Below are 23,963 nucleotides of genomic sequence, written 5' to 3'. Positions count from 1 at the left end.
GCTCAATGGAGCACGAAGTACAACACAGGAGCGACAACCTCAACCGCAGTCCAGCTCATTGCGATCAAGTGCCAAGATTTAGGGCGCTGCTGATGTCTCACTCGCTTATACATAAAATACACGAGCGCGGCAAGCAGGCTCAGCAACGCCAGACCGTAGGCTAATACCGACATTATCGCCAGACCAATCGCGTCGCCGTTTTGCGGATTTCCCGCATCGAGCGCCGCTGTCAGTTGGAGGAATACGATAATAAACCCTAACAGCGAAATCCCTCTGACAACGGCGACGCCTGCCATGAAGCCAGCAATCTTCCCGTTTGTCGTTTGCATGCGAATTCCAATTCAATGTCTGTTTATGGCCGGTGATGGCCGTTACACGTCAAGCCAAGTAATCGACCTCGACGCCCAAGTCGGCGTACCCAAGAACTCGAAACCCGGTTTCAGTGGACTCTCCTGGAACGTGGACCTTGACCAGCTCGGTCAATACCGCCTGCCGTTGCGCGGGAGATTCGATAGCGATTTCTACCCATTTAATGAATTTATATCCGCCATTCCGGAAGTGGTAAAACCATTCTCCATCCCACTCTGAGAGGTGTCCATTTTCCACGTCCAATGTACGCCATTTGGGTGAGAGTGGCCCAAGCTCATACATCGCCAGCCTCAACTCATCCCACTTCGTATCGTTCATCAATGACAGCATACGACTGTTCTTTCTATGACAAGGTCCGCTTCTGGCCGTTGTCGGCAATCGCAGCATACCAGCTTGCTCGAACGAAAAATACGCAAATTCTCACTAGGTCTGGCCGACCCGCGCCAATGCCGGCCATATTGACGGCGCATAGTGAAACACCTTATGAAAAGGAGATACACCATGGATACTCAAACTTCAGCAGCGGTCGCACACATACCTTGGAACAAGGGCAAACTGGTAGGCCAAAAGGCGCCGCTCCGGATCAGCGAGATCTGGGCCATTCGCGTCCGCCTGGAAATTTTCGGCCGATTGCGGGACTTGGCCTTGTTCAACCTGGCCATCGACAGCAAGCTGCGCGGTTGCGACCTCGTCAAACTGCGCGTGCTCGACATCTGTCATGGCTCGCACGTGGCGCATCGAGCGAGCGTGATTCAGCAGAAGACCAAGCAGCCTGTGCAATTCGAACTCACTGAAGGTACCAGGCAAAGTATCATCACCTGGATTGCAACGTAAGCGTCAACTGAGTACCGTCTAGACGTCGACTCACCGCCTGGCTGATCATCGGTCGTCGGCACAACAAATTTGTGTCCACAAATTATTTATGGACACAAATATTGGATCGAAAGGCGAGCGGCCCATGCGTGGGCCTTACCGCCATCACAGCGAGGAATTCAAGCGCTCCGTTGTGAGGCAGTCGTACCAACCTGGCGTTTCGGTTGCACGGCTGGCGCGCGAAAACGGCATCAACTCGAATCAGATATTCAATTGGCGCAAGCGATACTTCGTCGACCAGCATACAGCGGGGCAGCCTGATACTCCGGCATTATTGTCAGTGACCATTGCCGAAGAGCCGCCATCGTCATGTGCCGATGGCGATGATCGCCGCGACGGCGCGCTCGAATTGACCGTCGGTCATGCCAAGCTACGCATTGAAGGAAATGTCGATCCTGGTCTGTTGGCGCAAGTCCTGGATAGGTGGCTGCGATGATCGGCCTACCTGCGGGAACCAAAGTCTGGTTAGCCGCCGGCGTTACCGATATGCGCAGTGGCTTCGACGGTCTCGCGGCCAAGGTGCAAAGTGCGCTGGCAGAAGATCCGTTCAGCGGCCATGTGTTCGTATTCCGAGGCAAGCGTGGTGATCTAATCAAAGTGTTGTGGTGGACCGGCGACGGCCTATGTTTGCTGGCCAAACGCCTGGAGCGTGGACGCTTCGTCTGGCCGCAGGCCAATAGCGGCAGCGTGGCGCTGACGCAAGCGCAATTATCGATGCTGTTGGAAGGAATCGACTGGCGCCGCCCAGAGCGAACCTGGCGACCTTCATCAGCCTTGTAAACTTGATATGACCTGCGTAAACTGGGCTGCATGCTCAACGCCGCCGACCTACCCAATGACATCGAAGCCTTGAAGGCCATGCTGCTAGCCAGTGAGGCCAGGGTAGCACACCTGAACGCTGAGCTGTCCACGCGCACTGCGGAAATCGAGCACCTCAAACTGGTGCTGGCGAAACTGAAGCGCATGCAGTTTGGCCGCTCTTCGGAGAAGCTCGACCAGCAGATCGAACAACTGGAACTGCAGCTCGAAGATCTGGAAGCGGAAGAGGCAGTGGCGGAGGCACGAGCGACAATGGAGGTGGCGCCACGCAAGAAGGCTGAACGCAAGCCGCTGCCACCGCACCTGCCACGAGATGAGCGTGTGCTGCGTCCGGCGAACGAGTCCTGCCCGGACTGTGGCGGTAAGCTCAAACACCTTGGCGAAGACGTTTCGGAGCAACTGGAATACGTACCGGCGAGCTTCCGCGTCATCCGCCATGTGCGACCGAAGTTGGCTTGTACCTGCTGCGATGCCATCGTGCAGGCGCCGGCAGCAAGCCGGCCCATTGCACGCGGCCTGCCTGGCCCCGGTTTGCTGGCGCATGTGCTGGTGGCGAAATTTGCGGATCATCTGCCGCTGTATCGGCAGAGCACTATCTACGCTCGCGAGGGCGTGGAACTGGAGCGCAGTCTGCTGGCCAGCTGGGTTGGCGCCAGCAGCACGCTATTGCGGCCATTGGTCGATGCGCTGCAGCGCCATGTATTTGCTGCCACCAAATTGCATGCCGACGACACACCACTGCCGGTACTGGCGCCCGGCAACGGCAAGACGCGCACCGCGCGGCTTTGGACCTATGTGCGCGATGACCGCGCCAGTGGCGATGGTGCGCCACCGGCAGTCTGGTTTGCGTATTCGCCCGACCGCAAAGGCGAACACCCACAGGGCCATCTGGCTAACTTCTCTGGTGTGCTGCAGGCCGACGCATATGCCGGCTTCAACGCAGTTTACGAAAGAGGTCGTGTAGCTGAAGCTGCCTGTTGGGCGCATGCCCGTCGCAAGTTTTATGACCTACATGCAGCGCGGCCGTCGCCACTCACTACCGAGGCACTGCGCCGCATCGGCGAACTGTATGCCATCGAAGAAAACATCCGCGGCAAACCACCGGCTGAGCGCTGCACAGTGCGGCGACAACAATCACGGCCGCTACTCGATGACCTGGAACGCTGGCTGAACACTATGCTCGGCACACTATCACGCAAGTCCGATACGGCGGCGGCGATCCTCTACTCGCTCAAGCTGTGGCCGGCGCTGACGCGCTATGTCGATGACGGGCGCATCGAGATCGATAACTCAGCTGCCGAACGCGCGCTACGCGGCGTGGCGCTTGGCCGACGCAACTTCCTCTTTGCTGGTGCCGACAGCGGCGGCGAACGCGCTGCCGCCATGTATGGGCTAATCGGAACGGCCAGGCTGAATGGTGTCGACCCCGAAGCCTGGTTGCGCCATGTGCTGGCGCACATCGCCGATCATCCCGTGAACCGGGTCGACGACTTCCTGCCCTGGAACTGCGCCGACCAACTCTCCGGCGTCTGAACTCCGCCTCCCAGCGGTGTAATCCAAATCATCGCGCTTTCCGCTGCCTGGCTCAATACGGTACGGAGAATACGCTTACCAAATTTCGCCACCAGCACATGCGCCAGCAAACCGGGGCCAGGCAGGCCGCGTGCAATGGGCCGGCTTGCTGCCGGCGCCTGCACGATGGCATCGCAGCAGGTACAAGCCAACTTCGGTCGCACATGGCGGATGACGCGGAAGCTCGCCGGTACGTATTCCAGTTGCTCCGAAACGTCTTCGCCAAGGTGTTTGAGCTTACCGCCACAGTCCGGGCAGGACTCGTTCGCCGGACGCAGCACACGCTCATCTCGTGGCAGGTGCGGTGGCAGCGGCTTGCGTTCAGCCTTCTTGCGTGGCGCCACCTCCATTGTCGCTCGTGCCTCCGCCACTGCCTCTTCCGCTTCCAGATCTTCGAGCTGCAGTTCCAGTTGTTCGATCTGCTGGTCGAGCTTCTCCGAAGAGCGGCCAAACTGCATGCGCTTCAGTTTCGCCAGCACCAGTTTGAGGTGCTCGATTTCCGCAGTGCGCGTGGACAGCTCAGCGTTCAGGTGTGCTACCCTGGCCTCACTGGCTAGCAGCATGGCCTTCAAGGCTTCGATGTCATTGGGTAGGTCGGCGGCGTTGAGCATGCAGCCCAGTTTACGCAGGTCATATCAAGTTTACAAGGCTGATGAAGGTCGCCAGGTTCGCTCTGGGCGGCGCCAGTCGATTCCTTCCAACAGCATCGATAATTGCGCTTGCGTCAGCGCCACGCTGCCGCTATTGGCCTGCGGCCAGACGAAGCGTCCACGCTCCAGGCGTTTGGCCAGCAAACATAGGCCGTCGCCGGTCCACCACAACACTTTGATTAGATCACCACGCTTGCCTCGGAATACGAACGCATGGCCGCTGAACGGATCTTCTGCCAGCGCACTTTGCACCTTGGCCGCGAGACCGTCGAAGCCACTGCGCATATCGGTAACGCCGGCGGCTAACCAGACTTTGGTTCCCGCAGGTAGGCCGATCATCGCAGCCACCTATCCAGGACTTGCGCCAACAGACCAGGATCGACATTTCCTTCAATGCGTAGCTTGGCATGACCGACGGTCAATTCGAGCGCGCCGTCGCGGCGATCATCGCCATCGGCACATGACGATGGCGGCTCTTCGGCAATGGTCACTGACAATAATGCCGGAGTATCAGGCTGCCCCGCTGTATGCTGGTCGACGAAGTATCGCTTGCGCCAATTGAATATCTGATTCGAGTTGATGCCGTTTTCGCGCGCCAGCCGTGCAACCGAAACGCCAGGTTGGTACGACTGCCTCACAACGGAGCGCTTGAATTCCTCGCTGTGATGGCGGTAAGGCCCACGCATGGGCCGCTCGCCTTTCGATCCAATATTTGTGTCCATAAATAATTTGTGGACACAAATTTGTTGTGCCGACGACCGATGATCAGCCAGGCGGTGAGTCGACGTCTAGACGGTACTCAGTTGACGCTTACATTGCAACAGCAAATCTACGAAGCTCTGACTACCTGTTCCCGAGCCGGATCAGCGACTCGCCGCACATCTCGACCAGGCAGTATGCGCGCATCGTCCATCAGTGGTTTGATGAGATAGGGCTCGACCCCACCGCATATAGCACGCACACCATGCGTCGGACAAAGCCGACGCTGATCTACCGACGAACGAAAAACCTGCGAGCCGTCCAACTGCTTCTGGGGCACACCAAGCTTGAAAGCACCGTGCGTTACCTGGGCATCGAAGTTGATGACGCGCTCGAATTGGCCGAGCAGACCGACGCCTAATTCACGTGGGCGGCGCTGTAGCCGCCCCAAAGCGGTACTTCAGGTCCTTCGATCTACGGTCAAATAGACGCGTTCTGGACATGGCACGCCTTGGCTGATCCGATGCAGGTAGACTTCCGCACTACTGGCGTTGGCTACTCGCAGAAGTGAAGTCGGCCACTGGATAGGAAGTCATACAGAACGGCGCTGCATTTCAGGACGAGTACCATGAATCCATGACATGGCGCACAGACCATATCACTGCTGAAAAAGTGTCGATCGCGTTGCTCATCCGGAGTGCATTGGGCGATGAGGCCGGATTGAGCGTCGCCCTACGCTCCGGTATTCCTATTGACTTGGTACGCGCAATCTTTAGTAGAACGGTCGCCGGCATTCGCGTGTCAAGCCCGGGGATAGCCCAGACGCGCGACCGCCGCATTCAGCCTAGACCCGGGTGTGATAACTTCTAGCAACTGCAACTCATCAAATCTGCCGAACTCACTCCCAAGTAACTTCACTTTCTGGCCGCCGACCGGACTATGTGCTGCCACGGAAATTAACTCTGCCGAACAGGGCACGCTGATTTCGCCCTTTACGGCAGCCTAACCGGTCGTCCTGACATCACCCCTTCGTGATCAGTCATAACCGCTCCTATAGAAATGCCTGCATCCGAGATTTCGTAGGCGCGAATTTCCTTGCTATGTCCACTACCGCGCACTTTTATCACGGACAACGCGCGCTTCAGTTCGCCTGCCGTTTCCACATACCGTTGCATGACAATCGCATCCCCCCAGGAAGGCATACCCATGAGAGTTAAAGCTTAAGGCATTATTGCAGTCCTCCAGTTCAACGGTCATCAGTACGGTCACTCCCATTGCACTTAAAGTTGCGATCAATCTATACAGGGATTCTTTGAAGTCTTCGCGGAACATCGGCGCTAATGCCATCTCGAGCCCAGAGATCGAATCGATCACTACTCGCTTAGCATCCATCCGCACAATCATTGCTACCAGTTCGTGCAGAATCTCGTCCAGAGAAAGATCCAGGGTGCGCGTATTAATCACGCCGATATGGCCATCGGCTACTAGTTTGCTGAGCCGCTGGTCACGCAACTGCCGAGAGCTCTTCTCGAAAGCAGCGATCACTCCGGTTTCACCATGTTGTACCCCCTCCGCAAGAAAAGCACTTGCCAGGACAGTCTTGCCAGAACCGGACGGTCCGACTACAAGCAGGGAATACCCCGTCGGTAGCCCACCACCCATCATTTCATCAAGCGTTGCATTCCCGAGAGGGAGACGAGGCAAGTGTTCCGAAGCGGGTACAGCATCTTCCATTGGGTTTACTACCATCCGTGGGAAAATTTCCACTCCATCGGAGTTAATTCGAAATGTGTGAACGCCGAGACGTTGCGCCTGGCCGCGCATTTTGACGACCTGAATCTTGCGCACTAAGGCGTCTCGATGTATCAGCTGCGACATCCACAAGATGCCATCAGCAACTGTAAACACCGGACTCGACTCGGACTCTGGGGCAAGGTATTCCCCAATGAGGAACGTCGTCGCGAGCCAGCTGGTCATCTGCATACCAAGGTGCTGGACGAAGTGCTGCAGTCCGGTCACTCCGGAGTCCATGGCACGTGCCGTCTGCACCACTGAGCGGAAAGAATCCACGAACACGAGGCTCGGTTCAAAGGCCTTCACTTCCTCGTCAATGCGCGCAAGTACCCGTTCAAAGTCTCCCTGCAACAGATCGGCCGCCAAATTGACAAACTTAATTGAATCGTTGACCTTGTCGAAATCGAAGAAGAGAATTGCTGCTGGTAACGCAACATCTTCAACGGCGGCTCGCCTAGCACTGTAAAGAACAAAGCACGACGATTTGGATTAGCCAACGAGAACATAATCTGATGCGCCAGCGTAGTCTTCCCGCTACCTGGCGTCCCAGCTAACAGATTGAAGGAAAACTCGGGCACTCCGCCGCCAAGCAACGTATCCAGGCCAGGAACTCCCGTGGCAAGAAGTTCAATTTCTACTTTCTTCACTTTCGGCACTCCGTTCCTTGGTAATTGGCAATATGTTCGCCCCACGCCTTGCCTAGAATGTTCATTGCCAAGTGCTCCCCAATCAATAGAATCAGGGTATCAATAAACGTATTGAAAAAATCAGCGCTAGCCGCTTCTGCCTCGTCGTTACTCTGGCTTTGCAGGCTCCGCAATAGCAGCTGTAGGAAGTCAGAATCAGCAGATGGCGATGACTGATTTTCTAACCAGGGAAAACGGGAACTTGCCTGATGAAGACACCTCGCATATAGGGACTGGAAGCCCTTGTCCCCTACGATTTTGCTCAATTCAGATCTAAGGCATTCCCAAAGCGCGACGCTTGCCACAGGCACGCCGCCTTCACTACCGCGGATGGCCCGCACCGCAATGCAATGCCGTTCTTCTTCGGTCATGGCTCTCGTTGGCATAGGTCGGGTAGGGAAATTATTCTCGATAATTGCAGTGACCTGAATCGGCTTAGGCGGGCAGCACGCAATTGCCGATAATATCGAGTAGCTGGACCATTGATGTCGGCTTCACCAGATAAAAATCGAAAGATTTGGCTGTTGACCGATCGGCATTATACCCGGAGGTTGCGATAAAGCATGGTAGATGATCAAACAAAATGCGACGCAGTTCTCGAACGACCTCGTGACCGCTCATTCCCGGTAAATTCACGTCAGAAATAACTACGTCAAATTGTGCGTCCTGGGCTGCGCGGACCCCTGACGTTCCATCAGTACACGTCGTCACGGAGTGGCCTTCCTGCCGCAATAGCAGAGCCATACACTCATTGGCATCCTCGTTATCTTCAATAAGCAAAATCTTGCGTGGTATTACGGTGTTCATCGCAACATTGGGTGGTGCAAACGGCTGGTCGGCCAATTTCGCTTTGAATGGTAATGTCACCATAAACTCGCTACCTGCACCCGTGCCCGCACTATTCATCGTAATTGCACCACCATGCATCTCACAGATGGATTTTACAAGGGAAAGACCAATTCCCAGTCCACGCCGGGCTTGCTCTTCAGGTTGGCCGCATTGCGTGAACATGTCGAAGATGTCTAACTGGTGCTCCTTGGCGACACCGATGCCGTTGTCGGCCACAGTAACCTGGACTGTGCAGTCCGACGCGAAAGCCGAGACAACAACTGTGCCCCCCTGTTGAGTGAATTTGCTGGCATTCGACAAGAGATTCGAAAAAATCTGGGACAAGCGAACCGCGTCACCAACGAGCTCCCCTTCCGGCAAGGGGTTGAGCGTCAACTGTTGATTGCGCGCAAAGAACTGGGGGGTGGTGATTTCAACCGCCGCATCAAGCACGTCCTGTAGCCTCACCGCAGCCACTTGGAGCCGAATCTTGCCTGTATTGATGCGCGCAGCATCCAACAGGTCAGCAACCAAGCGATCCAAAGTGGCAAGCTGACGACCAATAACACCGCCAATGCGCTCCAAGTCGGGATGTAAGGAATGGATGTTGTTCAGCATGGTTGTCGCCAGCTGAATGGGCTGCATGGGTCCACGCAACTCGTGGGCCAAAATCGACAGAAACTCCGCATGACGCCTACTAACGCTCTCTGCGGCCGACTGCATCTCGTTGGCATTAAGCGTAGCTATCAACAGGTGCTCATTCGCTTCCCGTAACTCTTCAATTTGGCGTGATAAGTATGCAAGCTGATCTTTGTTTATTTCTGTTTCGACCAATCTCCGCGACTGTAACCGCTGAATCGCCTGTTGCATGCGGGCTATTTCATGAGCATGCAATTCCTCAAGCGCCCTGAGGGTGGACGCAGCTGGCAAGTCTGCTTGCCCCTTGTTTGAATCTGCTTGCCGCTTATTTGCATTGTCCATTGCCGTTCATTTGCCTCCTCAAGCGAGTTCAGCTAACCGACGACCGGTATCAAGTTACATGGCATTGACCCATTGTACGCTTCGGCAGGACTGCATAGTAGCGAATACGGTGGACTTCTCTCGCAGACGCTAGTTGCACTTCCTATGCAGAGCGCAGGATTCGCCTTTTCCGTGAGGAGTCTATGTAGCATGGCACCCAAGCAAGCGGCTCTGTAGTTGCATGCACTAGTGCAACGTCAAAAGCCAGGAGATGTCATGCATGCACAGCATGATTTAGAGGGCAGCTTTTGGCCGCTTTCAGCAGCGTGAGCGGTGAAAGTTCATCTAGTTGCTCACGACACTCCGTGCTCACCGCAGTTTCGCTCCCTATTGCCAAAAAAGTCAGCTTCTCGATTAAGATTGAGACATCATGAGCAATCAAAAGAAAATAATCTGCTTGGCTTTGCTACTCCTGTCATCGGTATGGATCTTTTACAGCGCACGACTGGCAATCAGTCTAGTCCTGCTGACTATTCTTGCAGTTCTCATTTACGCAATGCTGCGAACTCTGTGCTTCTACTTTATAAGTGAGCCCGCACACGCCAAGGTCATTCAGGTAAGAGCTGTCGAGCGGCCGGATTCGGATGGCTATAGTAACTGGACGTATTACGCGACGTTCCAGCTCATGCTCGCAAGCTGCGTGCATGTCTCCGTGGAAGCCGCTACTCTGACTAGACTGGACGTCGGCGATATAGTGAGAGTGCGGTATCGCCGCACCGCTCCGCAGGATATGCATTACGACTATTGGAGCACACTTTTCTGGTTGGCGATATTGCTGGCCATGGTTGCCGCCGGCATCTACATGACATGGAATTGGCCGTGGAGATCGCATAGCTAATTCTTCCAGCACGAATTGTCGCGACATAGGCGACAGACTGCTGTTGGCCGTTTTGAGCCACTACTCATCAACGTTCCATTGCGCCAGGTCATCAACCGGCAACGGAAGTCGTCCTTCAAGCCACTTCGCAGCCGTCCCTGGCCTAAACTCTTTATCTGAACACTCAATAACCCAAGATAAAAAGTCTCGTGGCCCACCGTTCATGTAGGGCGGCGGAGATACCGGCTTAAACGACGTTGGAAGACGCTCGCTTATGGATAGGTAATTCAGCACGTGTCCCAACTCCTGAACGACGTTCCAAGCTAGCGGATTATCAATGTCAATCGCAAATTTTATCCACCAACTCCCATCATCTTCAAGACCAGTTCCAAAAGGCGGCACTACCGCCGGAACCCTTGCGAGATAGCTTTCGAGAGTCTGGAAAAACAGCTCTTTGTTCATCAAATTCCTGTGCTTGTTATCGCTATGTGTCGGCTTCTGGCCGGTAGTGAAATCAGGTTTGGCGAAATTTCTCTGGCGCTGTTAACAACACCCAAGGAATCGCAATTGGGCCAAGCAGGGCTACGAGCATCGCTCGGAGGGTGGTCCGTTTTACATGGCGCCGCTTGGCAATAATAAGGCAAACCACGCCTGAGAGTAACCAAATTAAAGCTGGGATATACGTGGTCATCATGTACTCCAGATATTCGTCACTTGAACGGAATTGCATGCTGAAATGAAAGAAATTTCAACGCAACGTCAGATTGACAGCCGGTGCCGCGGTCCACTCTTGGCCGTTCTCGCTCTCGTTACCTTACATCACGACCCAAAAAGGTCAGCAAGTAGCCGACGCGATTCGACCATGCCCCGTTCAGTCAACTCGACTGACTTCGCCTTCCCAACTGGATCTGAGATTAAACCCTTTGCGTGGAGGCGATTCATCGCGTCCCAATCAAACGATTTCCAAGTACGGTTTCCATCGTGCAGGCCCAACTGTAAGAGCGCAAGCACTGCATTGTCGATTTTATTCGGGTCGAGTGTCATAATGACCTCCGCAAGTTGGTTTGCACTTCCGCTTTTGGCCGGCTGCGGGCCTGTTGATCGCTGTACGACGGCTCATACTCGCATACCAATCCAAATCACTGCCTCTGTGGAGGCTGAGACGATGGGCGACAGCACCCTGGACCAGAAATTACCGCCATCGATATCGGAAGCTGACCGGTCATAATGCTGCCGCTCTTCGGCAACGATTGACTCAATAGCCCTTACCGCAGTTTCGTCGCACCCGTCCAATAAGTTGAGCTGTTGCTCAAGATGGCGAAGCACTACTCGCTCTACCGCCACAGTGGTTGCAGTGATGGCGCCACGCCCGAAAGCCCCGGTCACTAGCCCAAGTATGAAGCCACCAATACCGCAAAGCCAGTAGCTACGGCAACGTGGACGATTTCGGCGTTGAAGTTCCGCCCAGAATACAGCTCGGTGCCTTTCTTCATGAGACTTGAACTCGCTTAGCTCGCCCACGATCTTGGGCGCGGTGATTCGGGCGAGGATTATTTGTGCTGCATATATGTTTACGGCCCCATTTTCCCCCGCATGATTGACCTTTAGCACTCGCGACGCGAATTCGTCTGCTTCGTTAATAGAGGTTGCTGATTTCATAGCGAAATTAGTCTGGTGAGCTTAGCAAACGTTTCGGTGGTCCGCTCTTGGCCGTTTTAGTAAGTCGCTTCGGTAATCAGTTGACGTAGCTGCGCAAGTTGGAGTCTAGCGTATTCGTCGTCCCGCTCTCGAATATCTTCGTCCGCAAGATAGTGAAAGAGAAAGTGCGCCAACCTCATATACTTGGGGCTGACAGGCGTCATCCGAGCTAGCTCGTCTGCAACAGCTTTCGAGGCTCCGGACACTAGTTCTTCTGCTACCCTTAATATCTGTGCATCGACTGTATCCATGGACATTTTCCCGTAAATAGGGGCCGCTCTTGGCTGGTATGGGTCAGACAAAGAAGAGCCCTGCCACAAAGGCAAGAGCCGCAACACTCGAAATCAGAATTATTTCCAGTAGTCGTTTTTTGGGTCTCGGCCGTTCCATTCTGACGTATCCGGCTAAACCGAGTAAAGTGGCGACACCTGAAAGAGTACCGGCAGTCACAACACAAAGCACGAGCAGCGCAAACATCCCAGTTCCGCAAACAAACTCTCCGTTTCTAACGCGCTCCCGTGCCCATTGAGAAAATAGCCAATTTTGATACATGAAGTAGCCGAGCGGTACCAGGGAGATTAGTCCTATCCCCATTGACCAGAATCTAAAGGACCTCATTGAACGAAACATTTTGAATCCTGTATGCTCTTTCAGCGGCAGCTTCTGGCTGAATCGCGTCTTATCAATTTATCCGACGAAACAGCTCCGATGGAAGCGAGTCTGGCTCATCATCATGCCACCACCATTGAATTGCCGTCTCGGCACGGTCCGCCGTGAATGTAAAGACGGTGGATGAATCGTACCGACTGTACGCGACATCAACAAGGCGATAACTTCGCTCGGGTGAAAAACTTCCAGCTTGTCTGTTGATGGGAGCAGAAACCGCATATTCCACTCCCCGGACAAGTGGATGAGTACGCCATGTATTGGTATTAGATGTCATGTTTTGATTGAAAGGCGGTTCCTGGCCGTACTCGGCCGACTTCGCTCAGGATAACACCTTGCCGCCAGGGAAGATTCACACTTTTCCACGCCCGAGGATTGGACAGCTCGCCAACCTACGTTGCACCGTGCACGACCTGCGTCGCGGGCAGCAAATTTGACCTAGATCATGTGCCGTCGACTTTCCGTACAGCACAATTCGTGAACCACATCTTCGGAGAAGTCCATGGATTCCATCATTTTTGGTCCGGACCTGGCACTCGGCATCCCTGTATTGGACCAGTCTCACCGTATTGTCTTCGACCTGCTTCAATCCATGCAGGGTCTGCCCCGCCCCGCCTTTGATGACGCGTGCCGGCGGCTGGCAACCGAACTCGCCGGAGACTTGACCGAGGAAAACCGGCTAATGCGAGACATCAACTACGCGCCAGCTGTTGTCCACCAAGCTGCACATAACAGCCTGCTCGCCGAAATCGACCGAGCACAATGCCTGCTGGCCATCGGCGATGAAACCGGCTCGCGCGAGATTATCCGCTCGCTGCCTGACTGGGTAGAGGCCCACATAAACACCATGGACCTAGCTTTGGCCATTGCGGTCACACTGACCAAATGAAAAAAGCAGCCAGCGCTGTCTTCTTCTTCATGCCTCAATGCTTAATTAAGTTGTGCGTCCGGTTTTGGCCGCATGCGCCCTATGCAACCGAGAATTCAACTTTCGAGTCTTCGGGCCAGATATTGGAGTAAGTTTCGTCCGTCAGCGATCTGAAAGCGGCATTGATGGTTGGAAGCAAGTTGCGCCGCTCGAGAATCGGCTTGGCACGTGAGAAGGCGACTAAAGGGTTTGACGTGATTATGAAAATGTTCGCTTCATCGCGCCCCATGTCGTGGCCATCCACCCCAGCCATATCACTGAGCGCGAGGTTCAACTCATCTTCTAGACTTATCAGTTCGTCAAAGTTTATCAAAGAATGACCTCTCATTTGCAAAACAAGTTGATATTCCATCCTTGCCTCAAAAAATATATCTCTCAAGTTTACGAGCGTCAGTATATGGACTCCTCCTCGTTTGCAAACGTTCCGTCTTTGACTTTGAGGTGCGACTGCTCACGTATATCCGGTCTCTAACTGCGTTGCCTCTCCTGAGGCAAGGACCATAATGGGCTATTCGTATATGGACTCCTCCTCGTTTGCAAACGTTCCGTCTTTGACTTTGAGGTGCGACTGCTCACGTATATCCGGTCTCAACTGCGTTGCCTCTCCTGAGGCAAGGACCATAATGGGCTATTCGCGCGCCAGCTCCCTATTGCTGTTTCGGGCTCGTGGGCCGCAGACATTGCCGGGGTCTGCCAGCGCCGGTTCGACCTGTTGGCCATCAACGTCATGTTTTGCAATCGCGGTTGGAAGCTCCTCTTTTTCTATTCAGTGTGTTGCGGTTCAAGCTGGCAACGTGCCAGGGTGGTAATCAGTGCCTTTGGTCATCATCGCCCAGGCGATGCGCGCCATCTTGTTTGCCAACGCGACGATGGTGCCCCAGGGTGTGGTGTATGAAGAGGTCGCCGGAGTCGGCGTTTAGGAAGGCTGCTTGAGGGCGGCCATTGTGATTCTTAAGGTAATGTTGGGTTTGCGAAGACCTTAACTCAACCTAAGGGAAACACAATGACCAACGCCACTATCGCACTATCCGAGCTCGCCGAAAAGGGGGCGGATGCAGATTTCATCCGTCAGACCTTGCAACATGCCTTGCAGCGGCTCATGGAAATGGACGTGGAAGCGCTTTGCCAGGCCGCCTATGGCGAGCGCAGTGATGAACGCATCAACAGCCGCAACGGCTATCGCGACCGCGCTTATGAAACCCGGGCCGGCAAAGTCGATCTCAAAATACCCAAGCTGCGCAGCGGCAGTTATTTCCCCGGCTTCCTGGAGCCACGGCGCACAGCCGAAAAGGCGCTAACAGCGGTGATTCAGGAGGCCTATATTCAGGGCATCTCCACCCGCTCAGTCGATGAACTGGTCAAGGCTATGGGCATGACCGGCGTCTCCAAGAGCCAGGTCTCGCGGCTGTGCGAAGAGATCGATGAGCGGGTACAAGCTTTCCTTGGTCGGCCTATCGAAGGCGATTGGCCTTACCTGTGGATCGATGCCACCTACGTTAAATCGCGTCAGGCCGGCCGAGTTGTGTCAGTGGCCGTGATAATCGCGGTGGCCGTCAACACTGACGGCGTGCGCGAAATCCTTGGCGTGGCGACCGGCCCTTCCGAGGCTGAGCCTTTCTGGACCGAGTTTCTGCGCGGCCTGACGCGGCGAGGGCTGCGTGGCGTTAAGCTGGTTATCTCGGATGCCCATGAAGGGCTGAAGGCGGCCACCAGCAAGGTGTTGAAGACAACTTGGCAGCGTTGCCGTGTGCACTTTATCCGTAACGCCCTGGCGCATGTTGGTAAAGGCCAGCGCCAGGCCGTACTGGCCATGATCAATACCATCTTTGTGCAGGAAAGCGCCGAGGCAGCCAGCGGGCAGTGGCGAACAGTGGCCGACCAGCTGCGGGCCAAATTCTCCAAGCTGGCTGCCATGATGGATGACGCCGAATATGAGGTTCTATCCTTCATGAGCTTTCCCAAGGCGCACCGAACCCAGATTCACAGCACCAATCCGTTGGAACGCCTGAACGCCGAGGTCAAACGCCGCACTAACGTTATTGGCATCTTCCCCAATGACCGCGCCATCATCCGGCTCGTGGGCGCCTTGATGCTGGAGCAAAATGACGAGTGGTCACTGCAACGCCGATACATGCAGCTTGAAGGATTGCAGTCCTTGAGCGACAATCAGTCCGCACGGCTCTCTGCCGTGATCAACTGATCGGGGACCCAGCCCCTTGAGAATCACTTCTCGTACACCACTCCTGGGGACACCATCAACGCGACTGCTGCAATGTTGTGATGCCTCGTCTGCGCCAAGTGTGTCACCCAACGACTCAATCGATCATCCTTGCTCGCCGCCGTTCGTAACACCGAACGTGCACCGTGGATCAGTAACGTTCGCAACTGCGAGTCGCCCCGCTTGGTAATGCCTAGCAATCGCGTCTTGCCACCCGAGCTGTTTTGTCGTGGTGTCAGCCCAAGCGAGGCCGCCATTTGCCGACCATTGCAGAACTGCTTTGCATCACCTACGTTCGCCACGATCGCCGTTGCAATGACAGGTCCCACGCCGCGCATTTGCTGCAGCCGGCAAGCAACCGGATCGGTATCGGCTGCCACCTGTATATCCTGATCCAGCTCTTTAACCCGCAGATCAAGCCCAAGTAGATCAAGCCCAAGTAGATCAAGCCACAAACCCCGTAGCAACCGACGGAAGCGACTTGTTAATCCATTGTCGAGATCCTCCAACCAACACGGAATGGCGATCCTCAAGTGCAGCAGTTCCCTTGGCGCCACCAGGCCGTACTCAGTGCACAGGCCGCGAATCTGATTTCCCTTTGCCCTGCGCTGGTTACACAGCTCTGCCCTGATACGGTGTATTGCTTGCAGGTCCTGCTGCTCAACCGTTTTGACAGCCACAAAACGCATGTTCGGGCGGCTCATCGCTTCGCAAATTGCCTCGGCATCGTTCGCATCGTTCTTGTTGCTCTTCACGTAAGGCTTCACAAACTGCGGCGCGATTAACTTGACGTCAAAGCCGCGCTTCTGCAACTCGCGTGCCCAGTGATGCGCACCGCCACAAGCCTCCATTCCAATCTCGCATCCTGGCTCAATCTTCTTCAGGAGAGCCATCAGCCATTCTGCCCGGCCCAGCTTCTTACGCCAGACCACCTTTTCGCTACGGTCGACACCGTGGACCTGAAAGACGTTCTTGGCGAGGTCAACGCCGACGCGGATAATCTTCATGGTGGACTCCTTTTCCAAACTGGTTGTGTGGAAACTCCAGTTTAGGTGCCGAGGCGCTTACTAGAGAGGAGGAGTCCATCCCATTGCTTTTGGCCGAATTCTTTCGGAGCTGAGGACTTCATCTGTTTTCAAGAAGGGTTGCCATCCACTAGACTCTTCATTTCTCGAGAAATCGCTTCCATCTTATCAGCTCTGTCGTTGATTTCTGAGGGGCTTTTTAATAACTCCCTCACCGGCGAATTTTCTGGATAGGCTGCATACAACTTTGAGCAGTCGGATCGCAACGTCGCTCTAAGTTTTTTCGTTTTGCGTTCGCGCAGCTCCGCAACCCAACAACTGTCAGCGCAACCGCAAGACCTATAGGTGAGTTGTTCTGACTTATTCTTCCAGGCCAGAACGTAAGTCTCATGGCCTGCAGCAGCCGATGCCGAGATGAGTAAGACGATTATTGTGAGGAAGATTCTTATCAAAATTTGTCTCGTTGTATACCGTTGCAATTGAAGAATCGCAACGTCGGCTCCTGGCCGAATTTTGTCGGTCAGAAATGCGGCCTGAACAGGCTCGGGTCTCCCTCAAGCGCCCTGGTTTAGTCACTTTGACCCGCCACGACGGAAGCGCCGCAATGCAAGGCCGAAGACAGTCAGACCAATTGCCAGTGCTGGCACCAAAGTCACGACGAGGTTGCCATCTGGCGTGGACCACGACACCGCACCGGCTGTGATGAAGGCAGCGATAGACCCGAGGAGGATTGCTACGACTGGCAACTTGGGTGGCAAGCTTTCGCCCTGATCTTCATTACTCATAGCCTTGTCCTCCAGCGTGTTCCAGGTGGCCGCTGCCTCTTGGCGCCGTCGGCAAAGGCGTTAGACAACAGAAGCATCTATACATGCACGGACTGCGAAAGCACTACATGTACCAGTTCTTCAATGCCCGGCGCCACCGAAGCACGCTTGCCGGCCACATTCAAGGTCTTTACATGGTGGAGCGCCAGAAAGCTAGCGACGTATTTCGGATTAACCCCGGGCCGGACGTGCAGCCAAGGTTGGCCCAGTTTCACAGCAATCTTCGCCGTGCGCGCAGAACCACCATCAAGCTGCTCATCCAATGTAAAGATCAAGGTCGCGTCACTATCCCGCACATTCCATTTTGTGCGCTGCAAATAGCCCGAACCAGGCGTCTCCTGCAGCGCATACTTGTCAGGAACGACACCGTCTTCACACGTGCGTCCACTCGGGCACCAGCCGCCATGACGCAAACCATGGGCAATGGCCCAATCCAGACCCGCACGGTCGGCTCCAGTCTGGCCGCCCGATACCACCGTAAAGCCGGGTGCGGCCTGATACCTCTCCTCCATTTTTCTCTCCCTGCTGGTCGAAGCGAGCTCAGCATAGCATTGAGCCCGACACGTGCTGTAGCGCGTACTCTATGCAGAATAGCATTCTTGCCAATTGGAAATTTTCACACTGTGTCTCGTTAAGTATGCTTCAACCGAAAGAGCGCTCTACTGTGCGTGACGAACCCAAGTCAGAGAGCCAGAATTCAGAATGGCCCAGCGTTCACAGGCAGGGCTTTTTGCGTTTCGGGCTGGCACGGTTCAATGATGAATGCTACACAATTTACCTTGCGCTATGATTGATCGGGGCGCTGGCGTGCACTGAACGGCACGCTGGCTCAACAATCAAAGGAGACCAGGTGAAGCTTGGACCACTCCCGCTGGCGGTGTTCGTTGTGGATGCGGCCGGCGCCATCGTAGGATGGAATCGCGCTTGTGAAGAGCTGACCGGGTTTCGACCGGAGGCTTTGCGGGGCAGGACGCTGGACGATTTCGTTGAACTGGACGATGCGGAAAGCCGGGCGGCTCTGCTCAGTGAGCACAACAATGCCGATGCGCCGGGGCAGCTCAAATGCGCCGACGGCCGGCTTGTGTCAGTGCGAATCACTGTCACGTCGCACTCGTTCGATCCCGCCCAGCCCGGACGCTTCAGCATCATCATCGTCCCGCGCGCGAGCCAGTCCCCGTCGCGCTACGGCGTGATCCAGGACTTGCCAGTCGCGGATGTGATCGAGGGGCTGCCGTGCGTGTTTTACGTTATCGACCAGTCCAGCCGGCTGCTGTTATGGAATCACCAGTTGGAAGATACGCTGGAAATGACGAGCGAGGAACTGGCCGCCGAAAGCAGTGTCGACAAGTTCTTTCAGGACAGCACGTGGCCCAACATTCAGCAAAAGATCCGGGAGGCTTTCGAGCAGGGCATGTCCTCGCATGAGGCTGAACTCATCGGCAAGCGCGGCAAGCGCACGACGTGCCTGTTCAATTGCGCGCGAACCAGTCTCGCCGGCGTTCCCGTTGTGTTCGGAACCGGGCTCGATATATCTGCCAGGAAGTCCGCGGAGCAGTCCTTGCGTATCCGCGAGCGTGCGATTTATTCCAGCGTGAACGCGATCGTGATCACTTGCTGTGACGAAGGGGAACATCGGATCGAGTACGTCAACCCGGCGTTCGAGCAGCTTACCGGCTATGCGCTGGCAGAAATCAAGGGCCGCGACCCGCGCTTCATGCGTGTCGAAGACTGTGATGTCGAGGAACACCAGCGCATCCGCGAGGCGCTCAAGCGCAAGCAGAGCGTGCGCGCGATCCTGCGCAACGCGAAGAAGAATGGTGATATTTTCTGGAACGACTTGCGAATCGATCCGGTCACGAATCTTGATGGCGAGGTGACCCATTTCGTTGCCGTGATCAACGACGTCACGGCGGCCAGGCATTACGAACGACGTCTGCACCACCTGGCGCACCACGATCCGCTGACGGGACTGGCGAACCGGACGCTGTTGAATGAGCGCTTGAAGTCCGCGATCAGCTACGCGGTGCGCAACAAGGTAAACGGGGCGCTTGCATTCATCGATCTCGATAATTTCAAGCACGTCAACGACAGTTTTGGCCACGACGCCGGCGACGCGGTGCTGCTAGAAATCTCGCGTCGCGTGCGCGAAAACATGCGCGGCGACGATACGGTGGCAAGAGTGGGCGGCGATGAATTCGTGGTTGTGATCACGGAGCAACCGAGCTGCGAACACGTGGCCGATCTGGTGGCTCGGATACGCAGCAGCATTGGCGCGCCGGTCGTCGCTGCTGGACATGAAATCCTGACCAGCGCGAGTATAGGCGTCAGCCTGTTCCCGCGGGATGGGGACAATGTTGATCGCATCATGCGGGCTGCCGACGCGGCCATGTATCACGCCAAGACCTTGGGCAAGAACAATTGCCAGTTTTATTCGCCGGCCCTGAACCAGGCGGTGCGCCAGCGTCTGCAGCTGGAGGCTAGTCTCAGCAACGCGATCCAGCACAATCAGCTCGTGCTGGCCTACCAGCCCAAGATCGATATGCGGACCGCGCTGGTAGTTGGCGCCGAGGCGCTGGTACGCTGGAATCATCCTGAGAAGCGCATGATTTCGCCTGACCAGTTCATCCCGATTGCGGAGGAGACGGGCTTGATTGTGCCGCTCGGCGAGTGGGTACTGAACGAGGCGTGCGGGGCGCTCAAGACGCTGAAAGCGGTAGGGATGCAGGATTTCGTGATTTCCGTAAATCTCTCGGCGCGTCAGCTTCGGCATCGCCACTTCGCAGCACGCCTGGCGGACACCTTGCAACGTCACGGGGTGCCGCCGCACATGCTGGAACTGGAAGTGACCGAGAGCCAGCTGATGGACAATCCAACTGAGGCGGGGGAAGCCCTGACGCAGCTGAAAGCGCTGGGTGTGCGCTTGTCCATCGACGATTTCGGCACAGGTTATTCGAGCCTGAGCCATCTGCAGAAATTCCCCGTGGACCATATCAAGATTGACAGGTCCTTCCTGCGTGAAATCGGCGAAGGCGATGCGGTCATTACTCGCGCCATTGTTGCGCTGGGCCATAACCTGAAGCTCAAGGTGATCGCGGAAGGCGTTGAAACCGCGGAACAGCTCGCTTTCCTGCGCGATCTCAGTTGCGACGAGGTGCAGGGCTTTTACTTCAGTCCCGCGCTGCCGCGGGAGGTGTTGCAGGATCTGGTCTGCAGTGGCGCCAGGCAGTTTGAGTAAGGGCTATTGCGGCCAGAATACTTTTGCGGCCAGACCGATGATCAGCACAATCGTCGTCACCTGTAATCGGTACAGCGCGTCAATTTTTCGCTCCAGCCGGTCCGCTGTTTCCTGGATCCTCGCGTTTAGCCGCAGTTCCAGCTCGGCCCGCGCAAGCGCCTGCTCCGCGAAGCCTTTGGCCATCTCAGCGCGCACCAAGGCGAATCCGTCGTTCATTTCGGTGCGCAGCAAAACGAATCCGTCTTCCATCTTTTGTTCCTGCACGCTCACCTTGACCTCCAGCACGCGCGTGCGCGCTTCGAGTTCATGCTCCTGCTGGACGCGCATCTTGTCAAGCGAGCTGGGCTCCATAGCCGCTCCGGCGAGTGTGATGGCTTCAATTTAGCCCGTCCGCAGGCGACGGCTTTGATCTGCATCAGCGGCGCAGAAATGCGTTTTTGCACGAACGCTGGGCCGCTATAGTGAAAAGTGGATCTGGGAGGCGTAATGAAGCTGCGCTGCGTGCTTTTGCTGCTGGTCTTGCTCGCCGGGTGCGAGCGGCGGTCAATCGCGCCGTCGCCGCGGCCGGCACAGCCGGAGGGGCCGGTGGCGGAGCGGCGCGCTGAGGCGCGCATCGACGTCTTCACACAGGCCGGCGGTGGCAAGCCGGGCAAACCGGCCACGCGGACGCTCGAACTGGAAAAGTACAGCGTGACTGTCTCGGCCAATGAAACCCTGCCGATGCCCGGCCCGCCGGGCGAGCTGCGCGTGTGGATCGGGGACGAGCGTCTGGCGCCGCGGGTGCAGCCGGGCATGAACACCCAGACTTTGGCGCTGGAATCCAGGGGAGAGACCGCGCGGGTCAAACCGTTTGCGCTGGGCCTGGAGGTCGAGCCCAGGGAAAGCGTCTGTGAAAAGATCACGCCGACTGGCTCCGAAGTGCGCTTTGCGCTGAAGCCGAGCAAGCTCGGCACCTTCACCGTCGGCGCCAACGTGGAGCTGTTCGGCACGCCGGACTGCAGCGGTGCGCCCGTGCCGAAGACGGCCAAGTCGGTCACCGTGAAGGTGGTCGTCAGCCCGGGCAATCTGGCGCGGGAAAAGGCGGGTGAGGCAGGCGAAATTGTGTGGAAGCGGGTTCTTGAGGTTGTGGGTGGGGTGGCTGGCATCATCTCCGTCGCCGTGTTGTGGCGTGTTCGCAAAAAAATCTTCAAGCTGTTCGGCTATCCTAGCCACGGCACCGGTACCTGAGCCGTTTCAGGCTACACTGGTGGCGGGAGGGACATGCGATGAAACCATGGGTCTTGTTGGCGGCCGCCCTGATTTGCGGCCCGGTGTACGCGCAGCAGCAACCTTTTGTTTGCAGGACGCAGGAATCCGGGCTGGGACAGCCTCAGGTCGATAATCAGGATGGAGTCGGCCATCCGGTATTCGACGGCGACCACAAGACCATCGGCTACAGCCGCAACTGCGCCATCGCGACGCAGTCCAGGCTGTTCTACTACAACGGCACTACCTTCAAAGCCTACGACCCGGCCAGCCCGCCGCCGGACATGAAGACGACCACATGGAACGGCGCGACCGTGCCGTTCGTGGTGAAAGTGGAAGTCGGCACCATCAACCGCTTCCTGTACACGATCGCCATGCTGGAGCCGGCGGCATGGAACAAGAAGCTCGTGTACTGGCTGCGCGGCGGCGTCGGCATTGGACATCAGCAGGGCACGGCCATGTGGTTCAACGAAGCGCTGGGCAGCGCCGAGCGGCGCTTGATGCCGCGCCTGCTGGGGCAGGGCTATGCCGTGGTCACATCGTCCGGCAACGAGACGGGCGTTCACTACAATATGCGCCTGGCCGAGGAAACTGCCGCGCAGACCAAGCAGCATTTCATCGACAAGTATGGCAAGCCGCTGTACACGGTCGGCATTGGCGGCTCGGGCGGTGCGGTGCAGCAGTACATGTTCGCGCAGAACCGTCCTGGGCTGCTCGATGCGGGCATCCCAATTCAGTCATATCCGGACATGGTCACGCAGACCATCCCAATCTCCGACTGTCCCTTGCTCGGACAATACTTCCGCGAGGAGGTGGCGCGCGATCCGTCCTCGCCGTGGGCGCAATGGAGCAGGCAGGCCTGGATCGAGGGCATGAACGCGAGCGATACGGCGCGGAATCCGCTCACGAACGCGCCCGGCTCGACCGAGTGCATCAGCGGCTGGCGCATGGCGATGCCCAATGTGTTGAATCCCTTCTACAAAGATTCGCGTTTCGACAAGGCAGTAAGGTTCTACGGTTATCCGGAAAGCGTGTTCACCAAGGTGAAGTGGACGCACTGGAATGACCTGGCCGATATCTATGGCACGGACGGCGCCGGCTTCGCGCCGATCCCGCTTGATAATGTGGGCGTGCAGTACGGCCTGTCGGCGTTGGTTGATGGGCGGATTGATGCGGACGAATTTTTGCGTATTAATGCCTGCGTGGGGAGTTGGAAGGAACAGGCGGAATTCGTGGCGTGGGATGATAAGGCAGATCCTTTCGATGCGCGGAATATGCGGCGCAGCGCTTCCTGCCGCTCGCCGGAAGGCGCGCCGGCGCCACGGCGGCAGGGTAGTGTGGAGGCGATGCGCAGGGCGTATTTGTCGGGGCATGTGTTCACCGGGCAGCGGCTGGGCATTCCGATGATTGACTTGCGTCCTTATCTGGAGCCGGAGCTGAATATGCATAATGCGCGGCAGTCGTTTTCGGTGCGCGCGCGGCTGGCGCCTGGCGAGGCGGCGCGGCAGGTGATCTGGTTTACGGCGGATGAGGCGAAGCTGGCTGATGCGGTTATGGAGGCGCTGGGCGTGCTGGATCAGGTGCTGGCGGCGCCGGGCGGGATTGGCGGGCAGAGTGTGACGGGCGGGGCGGGCGGGGCGGCGGGGGCTGCAGGCTTCGTGGACAGGTGCTTCGCTGCCACTGGCGCGGTGATCGCGTCCGGCGCGGATGTGTGGGATGGCGTGCTGAACGCGAGGCCTGCGGGCGCCTGCACGCGCGCTTTTCCGATCTACAGCAGCCCCCGCATCGTGGCAGGGGACTCGATCCGCGGCGATATGTTCAAGTGCGCGCTGAAGCCGGTGTCCGTCGCGCTGGCGGACGGCACCTACAAGGCCGGTTTCACGCCCGTACAGCGGGCCTGGCTGGAAAGAATATTCCCTCAAGGCGTATGCGATTACAGCCAGCGCGACCAGGGCAGGCCTGGAAACTGATAAAATAGACAAGTCGAAAAAAGGGGT

The 23,963-nt window shown here is 56.5% G+C and carries 26 protein-coding genes and 3 pseudogenes; 11 read left to right on the top strand and 18 right to left on the bottom strand.

Translation table 11 applies throughout. From position 1 onward, the window contains the following. Positions 1–2 precede the first annotated feature (2 nt). Positions 3–329 (bottom strand): hypothetical protein, encoded by a 327-nt coding sequence (locus ACHMW6_RS24020; RefSeq protein WP_395400538.1) that lies wholly within the window; start codon positions 327–329, stop codon positions 3–5. 49 nt (positions 330–378) lie between these two features. After that, entirely contained in the window at positions 379–699 is a 321-nt protein-coding gene (locus ACHMW6_RS24015) for a DUF6678 family protein (protein ID WP_395400536.1), read from the bottom strand. 171 nt (positions 700–870) lie between these two features. Here ACHMW6_RS24015 and ACHMW6_RS24010 point away from each other — a divergent pair. The 4 genes and pseudogenes from ACHMW6_RS24010 to tnpC form a co-directional block, all read left to right on the top strand. Then, a pseudogene (locus tag ACHMW6_RS24010) lies at positions 871–1,194 on the top strand (integrase); the annotation flags it as partial. Positions 1,195–1,291: 97 nt separating this feature from the next. Then, positions 1,292–1,678 (top strand): IS66-like element accessory protein TnpA, encoded by a 387-nt coding sequence (gene tnpA / locus ACHMW6_RS24005; protein WP_395400528.1) that lies wholly within the window; start codon positions 1,292–1,294, stop codon positions 1,676–1,678. After that, positions 1,675–2,022, top strand: a complete 348-nt coding sequence (gene tnpB, locus ACHMW6_RS24000; protein ID WP_395400534.1) for an IS66 family insertion sequence element accessory protein TnpB — start codon at positions 1,675–1,677, stop codon at positions 2,020–2,022. The genes tnpA (ACHMW6_RS24005) and tnpB (ACHMW6_RS24000) overlap by 4 nt, the downstream gene beginning before the upstream one ends. A gap of 30 nt (positions 2,023–2,052) precedes the next feature. Beyond that, on the top strand, positions 2,053–3,594 hold the full coding sequence (gene tnpC / locus ACHMW6_RS23995) for an IS66 family transposase (RefSeq protein ID WP_395400532.1): 1,542 nt from the start codon (positions 2,053–2,055) through the stop codon (positions 3,592–3,594). Between the two features lie 80 nt (positions 3,595–3,674). Here tnpC and ACHMW6_RS23990 read toward each other — a convergent pair. From ACHMW6_RS23990 to tnpA (ACHMW6_RS23980), 3 genes and pseudogenes are all read right to left on the bottom strand, one after another. Next, a pseudogene (locus ACHMW6_RS23990) lies at positions 3,675–4,244 on the bottom strand (IS66 family transposase zinc-finger binding domain-containing protein); the annotation flags it as partial. Positions 4,245–4,274: 30 nt separating this feature from the next. Further along, on the bottom strand, positions 4,275–4,622 hold the full coding sequence (tnpB, locus tag ACHMW6_RS23985; protein WP_395400530.1) for an IS66 family insertion sequence element accessory protein TnpB: 348 nt from the start codon (positions 4,620–4,622) through the stop codon (positions 4,275–4,277). Then, positions 4,619–5,005 (bottom strand): IS66-like element accessory protein TnpA, encoded by a 387-nt coding sequence (gene tnpA / locus ACHMW6_RS23980; protein ID WP_395400528.1) that lies wholly within the window; start codon positions 5,003–5,005, stop codon positions 4,619–4,621. Before tnpA (ACHMW6_RS23980) ends, tnpB (ACHMW6_RS23985) begins: the two co-directional genes overlap by 4 nt. A gap of 71 nt (positions 5,006–5,076) precedes the next feature. Here tnpA (ACHMW6_RS23980) and ACHMW6_RS23975 point away from each other — a divergent pair. Continuing rightward, positions 5,077–5,403 (top strand): annotated as a pseudogene (locus ACHMW6_RS23975) (tyrosine-type recombinase/integrase); the annotation flags it as partial. A 571-nt stretch (positions 5,404–5,974) separates the two neighbouring features. On the opposite strand, the gene ACHMW6_RS23970 reads toward ACHMW6_RS23975, so the two are convergent. The 5 genes from ACHMW6_RS23970 to ACHMW6_RS23950 form a co-directional block, all read right to left on the bottom strand. Then, positions 5,975–6,157 (bottom strand): ATPase domain-containing protein, encoded by a 183-nt coding sequence (locus ACHMW6_RS23970; RefSeq protein WP_395400526.1) that lies wholly within the window; start codon positions 6,155–6,157, stop codon positions 5,975–5,977. Continuing rightward, positions 6,090–7,142 carry an RAD55 family ATPase gene (locus ACHMW6_RS23965; protein WP_395400524.1) on the bottom strand — a complete coding sequence of 351 codons (1,053 nt, stop codon included), beginning with the start codon at positions 7,140–7,142 and terminating at the stop codon, positions 6,090–6,092. The genes ACHMW6_RS23970 and ACHMW6_RS23965 overlap by 68 nt, the downstream gene beginning before the upstream one ends. Then, positions 7,079–7,423 carry an RAD55 family ATPase gene (locus ACHMW6_RS23960; protein ID WP_395400522.1) on the bottom strand — a complete coding sequence of 115 codons (345 nt, stop codon included), beginning with the start codon at positions 7,421–7,423 and terminating at the stop codon, positions 7,079–7,081. The genes ACHMW6_RS23965 and ACHMW6_RS23960 overlap by 64 nt, the downstream gene beginning before the upstream one ends. After that, the gene (locus tag ACHMW6_RS23955; RefSeq protein ID WP_395400520.1) at positions 7,420–7,833 is read right to left on the bottom strand and encodes a hypothetical protein; all 414 of its coding nucleotides are present in this window, start codon (positions 7,831–7,833) and stop codon (positions 7,420–7,422) included. Before ACHMW6_RS23955 ends, ACHMW6_RS23960 begins: the two co-directional genes overlap by 4 nt. Before the next feature lie 64 nt (positions 7,834–7,897). Then, positions 7,898–9,271 carry an ATP-binding protein gene (locus ACHMW6_RS23950; protein WP_395400518.1) on the bottom strand — a complete coding sequence of 458 codons (1,374 nt, stop codon included), beginning with the start codon at positions 9,269–9,271 and terminating at the stop codon, positions 7,898–7,900. Between the two features lie 409 nt (positions 9,272–9,680). On the opposite strand from ACHMW6_RS23950, the gene ACHMW6_RS23945 reads away from it, so the two are divergent. Further along, positions 9,681–10,148, top strand: coding sequence for a hypothetical protein (locus ACHMW6_RS23945; RefSeq protein ID WP_395400516.1), 468 nt, complete (start codon positions 9,681–9,683; stop codon positions 10,146–10,148). Between the two features lie 60 nt (positions 10,149–10,208). Here the strand turns inward: ACHMW6_RS23945 and ACHMW6_RS23940 are convergent, their stop codons facing one another. The 3 genes from ACHMW6_RS23940 to ACHMW6_RS23930 all read right to left on the bottom strand — a co-directional run bounded on the left by ACHMW6_RS23940 (position 10,209) and on the right by ACHMW6_RS23930 (position 11,786). Further along, positions 10,209–10,589, bottom strand: coding sequence for a hypothetical protein (locus ACHMW6_RS23940; protein WP_395400514.1), 381 nt, complete (start codon positions 10,587–10,589; stop codon positions 10,209–10,211). Between the two features lie 357 nt (positions 10,590–10,946). Next, positions 10,947–11,171, bottom strand: coding sequence for a DUF6429 family protein (locus ACHMW6_RS23935; RefSeq protein ID WP_395400512.1), 225 nt, complete (start codon positions 11,169–11,171; stop codon positions 10,947–10,949). A gap of 72 nt (positions 11,172–11,243) precedes the next feature. Beyond that, positions 11,244–11,786 (bottom strand): demethoxyubiquinone hydroxylase family protein, encoded by a 543-nt coding sequence (locus ACHMW6_RS23930; protein WP_395400510.1) that lies wholly within the window; start codon positions 11,784–11,786, stop codon positions 11,244–11,246. A 1,207-nt stretch (positions 11,787–12,993) separates the two neighbouring features. Between ACHMW6_RS23930 and ACHMW6_RS23925 the strand changes: the two genes are divergently transcribed. Next, positions 12,994–13,380, top strand: coding sequence for a bacteriohemerythrin (locus ACHMW6_RS23925; RefSeq protein ID WP_395400508.1), 387 nt, complete (start codon positions 12,994–12,996; stop codon positions 13,378–13,380). 79 nt (positions 13,381–13,459) lie between these two features. Here ACHMW6_RS23925 and ACHMW6_RS23920 read toward each other — a convergent pair whose 3' ends face one another. Further along, the gene (locus tag ACHMW6_RS23920; RefSeq protein WP_395400506.1) at positions 13,460–13,771 is read right to left on the bottom strand and encodes a hypothetical protein; all 312 of its coding nucleotides are present in this window, start codon (positions 13,769–13,771) and stop codon (positions 13,460–13,462) included. A 651-nt stretch (positions 13,772–14,422) separates the two neighbouring features. Between ACHMW6_RS23920 and ACHMW6_RS23915 the strand changes: the two genes are divergently transcribed. Beyond that, positions 14,423–15,619, top strand: a complete 1,197-nt coding sequence (locus tag ACHMW6_RS23915; protein ID WP_395398832.1) for an IS256 family transposase — start codon at positions 14,423–14,425, stop codon at positions 15,617–15,619. 23 nt (positions 15,620–15,642) lie between these two features. Here ACHMW6_RS23915 and ACHMW6_RS23910 read toward each other — a convergent pair whose 3' ends face one another. The 3 genes from ACHMW6_RS23910 to ACHMW6_RS23900 form a co-directional block, all read right to left on the bottom strand. Then, positions 15,643–16,644, bottom strand: a complete 1,002-nt coding sequence (locus ACHMW6_RS23910; RefSeq protein WP_395400504.1) for an IS110 family transposase — start codon at positions 16,642–16,644, stop codon at positions 15,643–15,645. Positions 16,645–17,234: 590 nt separating this feature from the next. Continuing rightward, positions 17,235–17,447, bottom strand: coding sequence for a hypothetical protein (locus ACHMW6_RS23905; protein WP_395400502.1), 213 nt, complete (start codon positions 17,445–17,447; stop codon positions 17,235–17,237). Positions 17,448–17,524: 77 nt separating this feature from the next. Next, positions 17,525–17,998 (bottom strand): putative molybdenum carrier protein, encoded by a 474-nt coding sequence (locus tag ACHMW6_RS23900; RefSeq protein WP_395400500.1) that lies wholly within the window; start codon positions 17,996–17,998, stop codon positions 17,525–17,527. 338 nt (positions 17,999–18,336) lie between these two features. Between ACHMW6_RS23900 and ACHMW6_RS23895 the strand changes: the two genes are divergently transcribed. Beyond that, a complete protein-coding gene (locus tag ACHMW6_RS23895) occupies positions 18,337–20,721 on the top strand; it encodes an EAL domain-containing protein (RefSeq protein ID WP_395400498.1) in 2,385 nt (794 codons plus the stop codon). A 3-nt stretch (positions 20,722–20,724) separates the two neighbouring features. Here ACHMW6_RS23895 and ACHMW6_RS23890 read toward each other — a convergent pair whose 3' ends face one another. Further along, positions 20,725–21,072, bottom strand: coding sequence for a hypothetical protein (locus ACHMW6_RS23890; RefSeq protein WP_395400496.1), 348 nt, complete (start codon positions 21,070–21,072; stop codon positions 20,725–20,727). 135 nt (positions 21,073–21,207) lie between these two features. Between ACHMW6_RS23890 and ACHMW6_RS23885 the strand changes: the two genes are divergently transcribed. After that, positions 21,208–21,948, top strand: coding sequence for a hypothetical protein (locus ACHMW6_RS23885; protein WP_395400494.1), 741 nt, complete (start codon positions 21,208–21,210; stop codon positions 21,946–21,948). A 38-nt stretch (positions 21,949–21,986) separates the two neighbouring features. Further along, complete coding sequence (locus ACHMW6_RS23880) at positions 21,987–23,936, top strand: DUF6351 family protein (RefSeq protein WP_395400492.1); 1,950 nt, start codon at positions 21,987–21,989, stop codon at positions 23,934–23,936. Positions 23,937–23,963 lie beyond the last annotated feature (27 nt).

Origin of the sequence: Pseudoduganella sp. UC29_106 (assembly GCF_044055365.1) — a bacterium.
Taxonomy (GTDB): Bacteria; Pseudomonadota; Gammaproteobacteria; order Burkholderiales; family Burkholderiaceae_D; genus Rugamonas.
The sequence above is the reverse complement of the archived record's forward strand: the minus strand, read 5'-3'. Positions and strand labels throughout refer to the sequence as shown.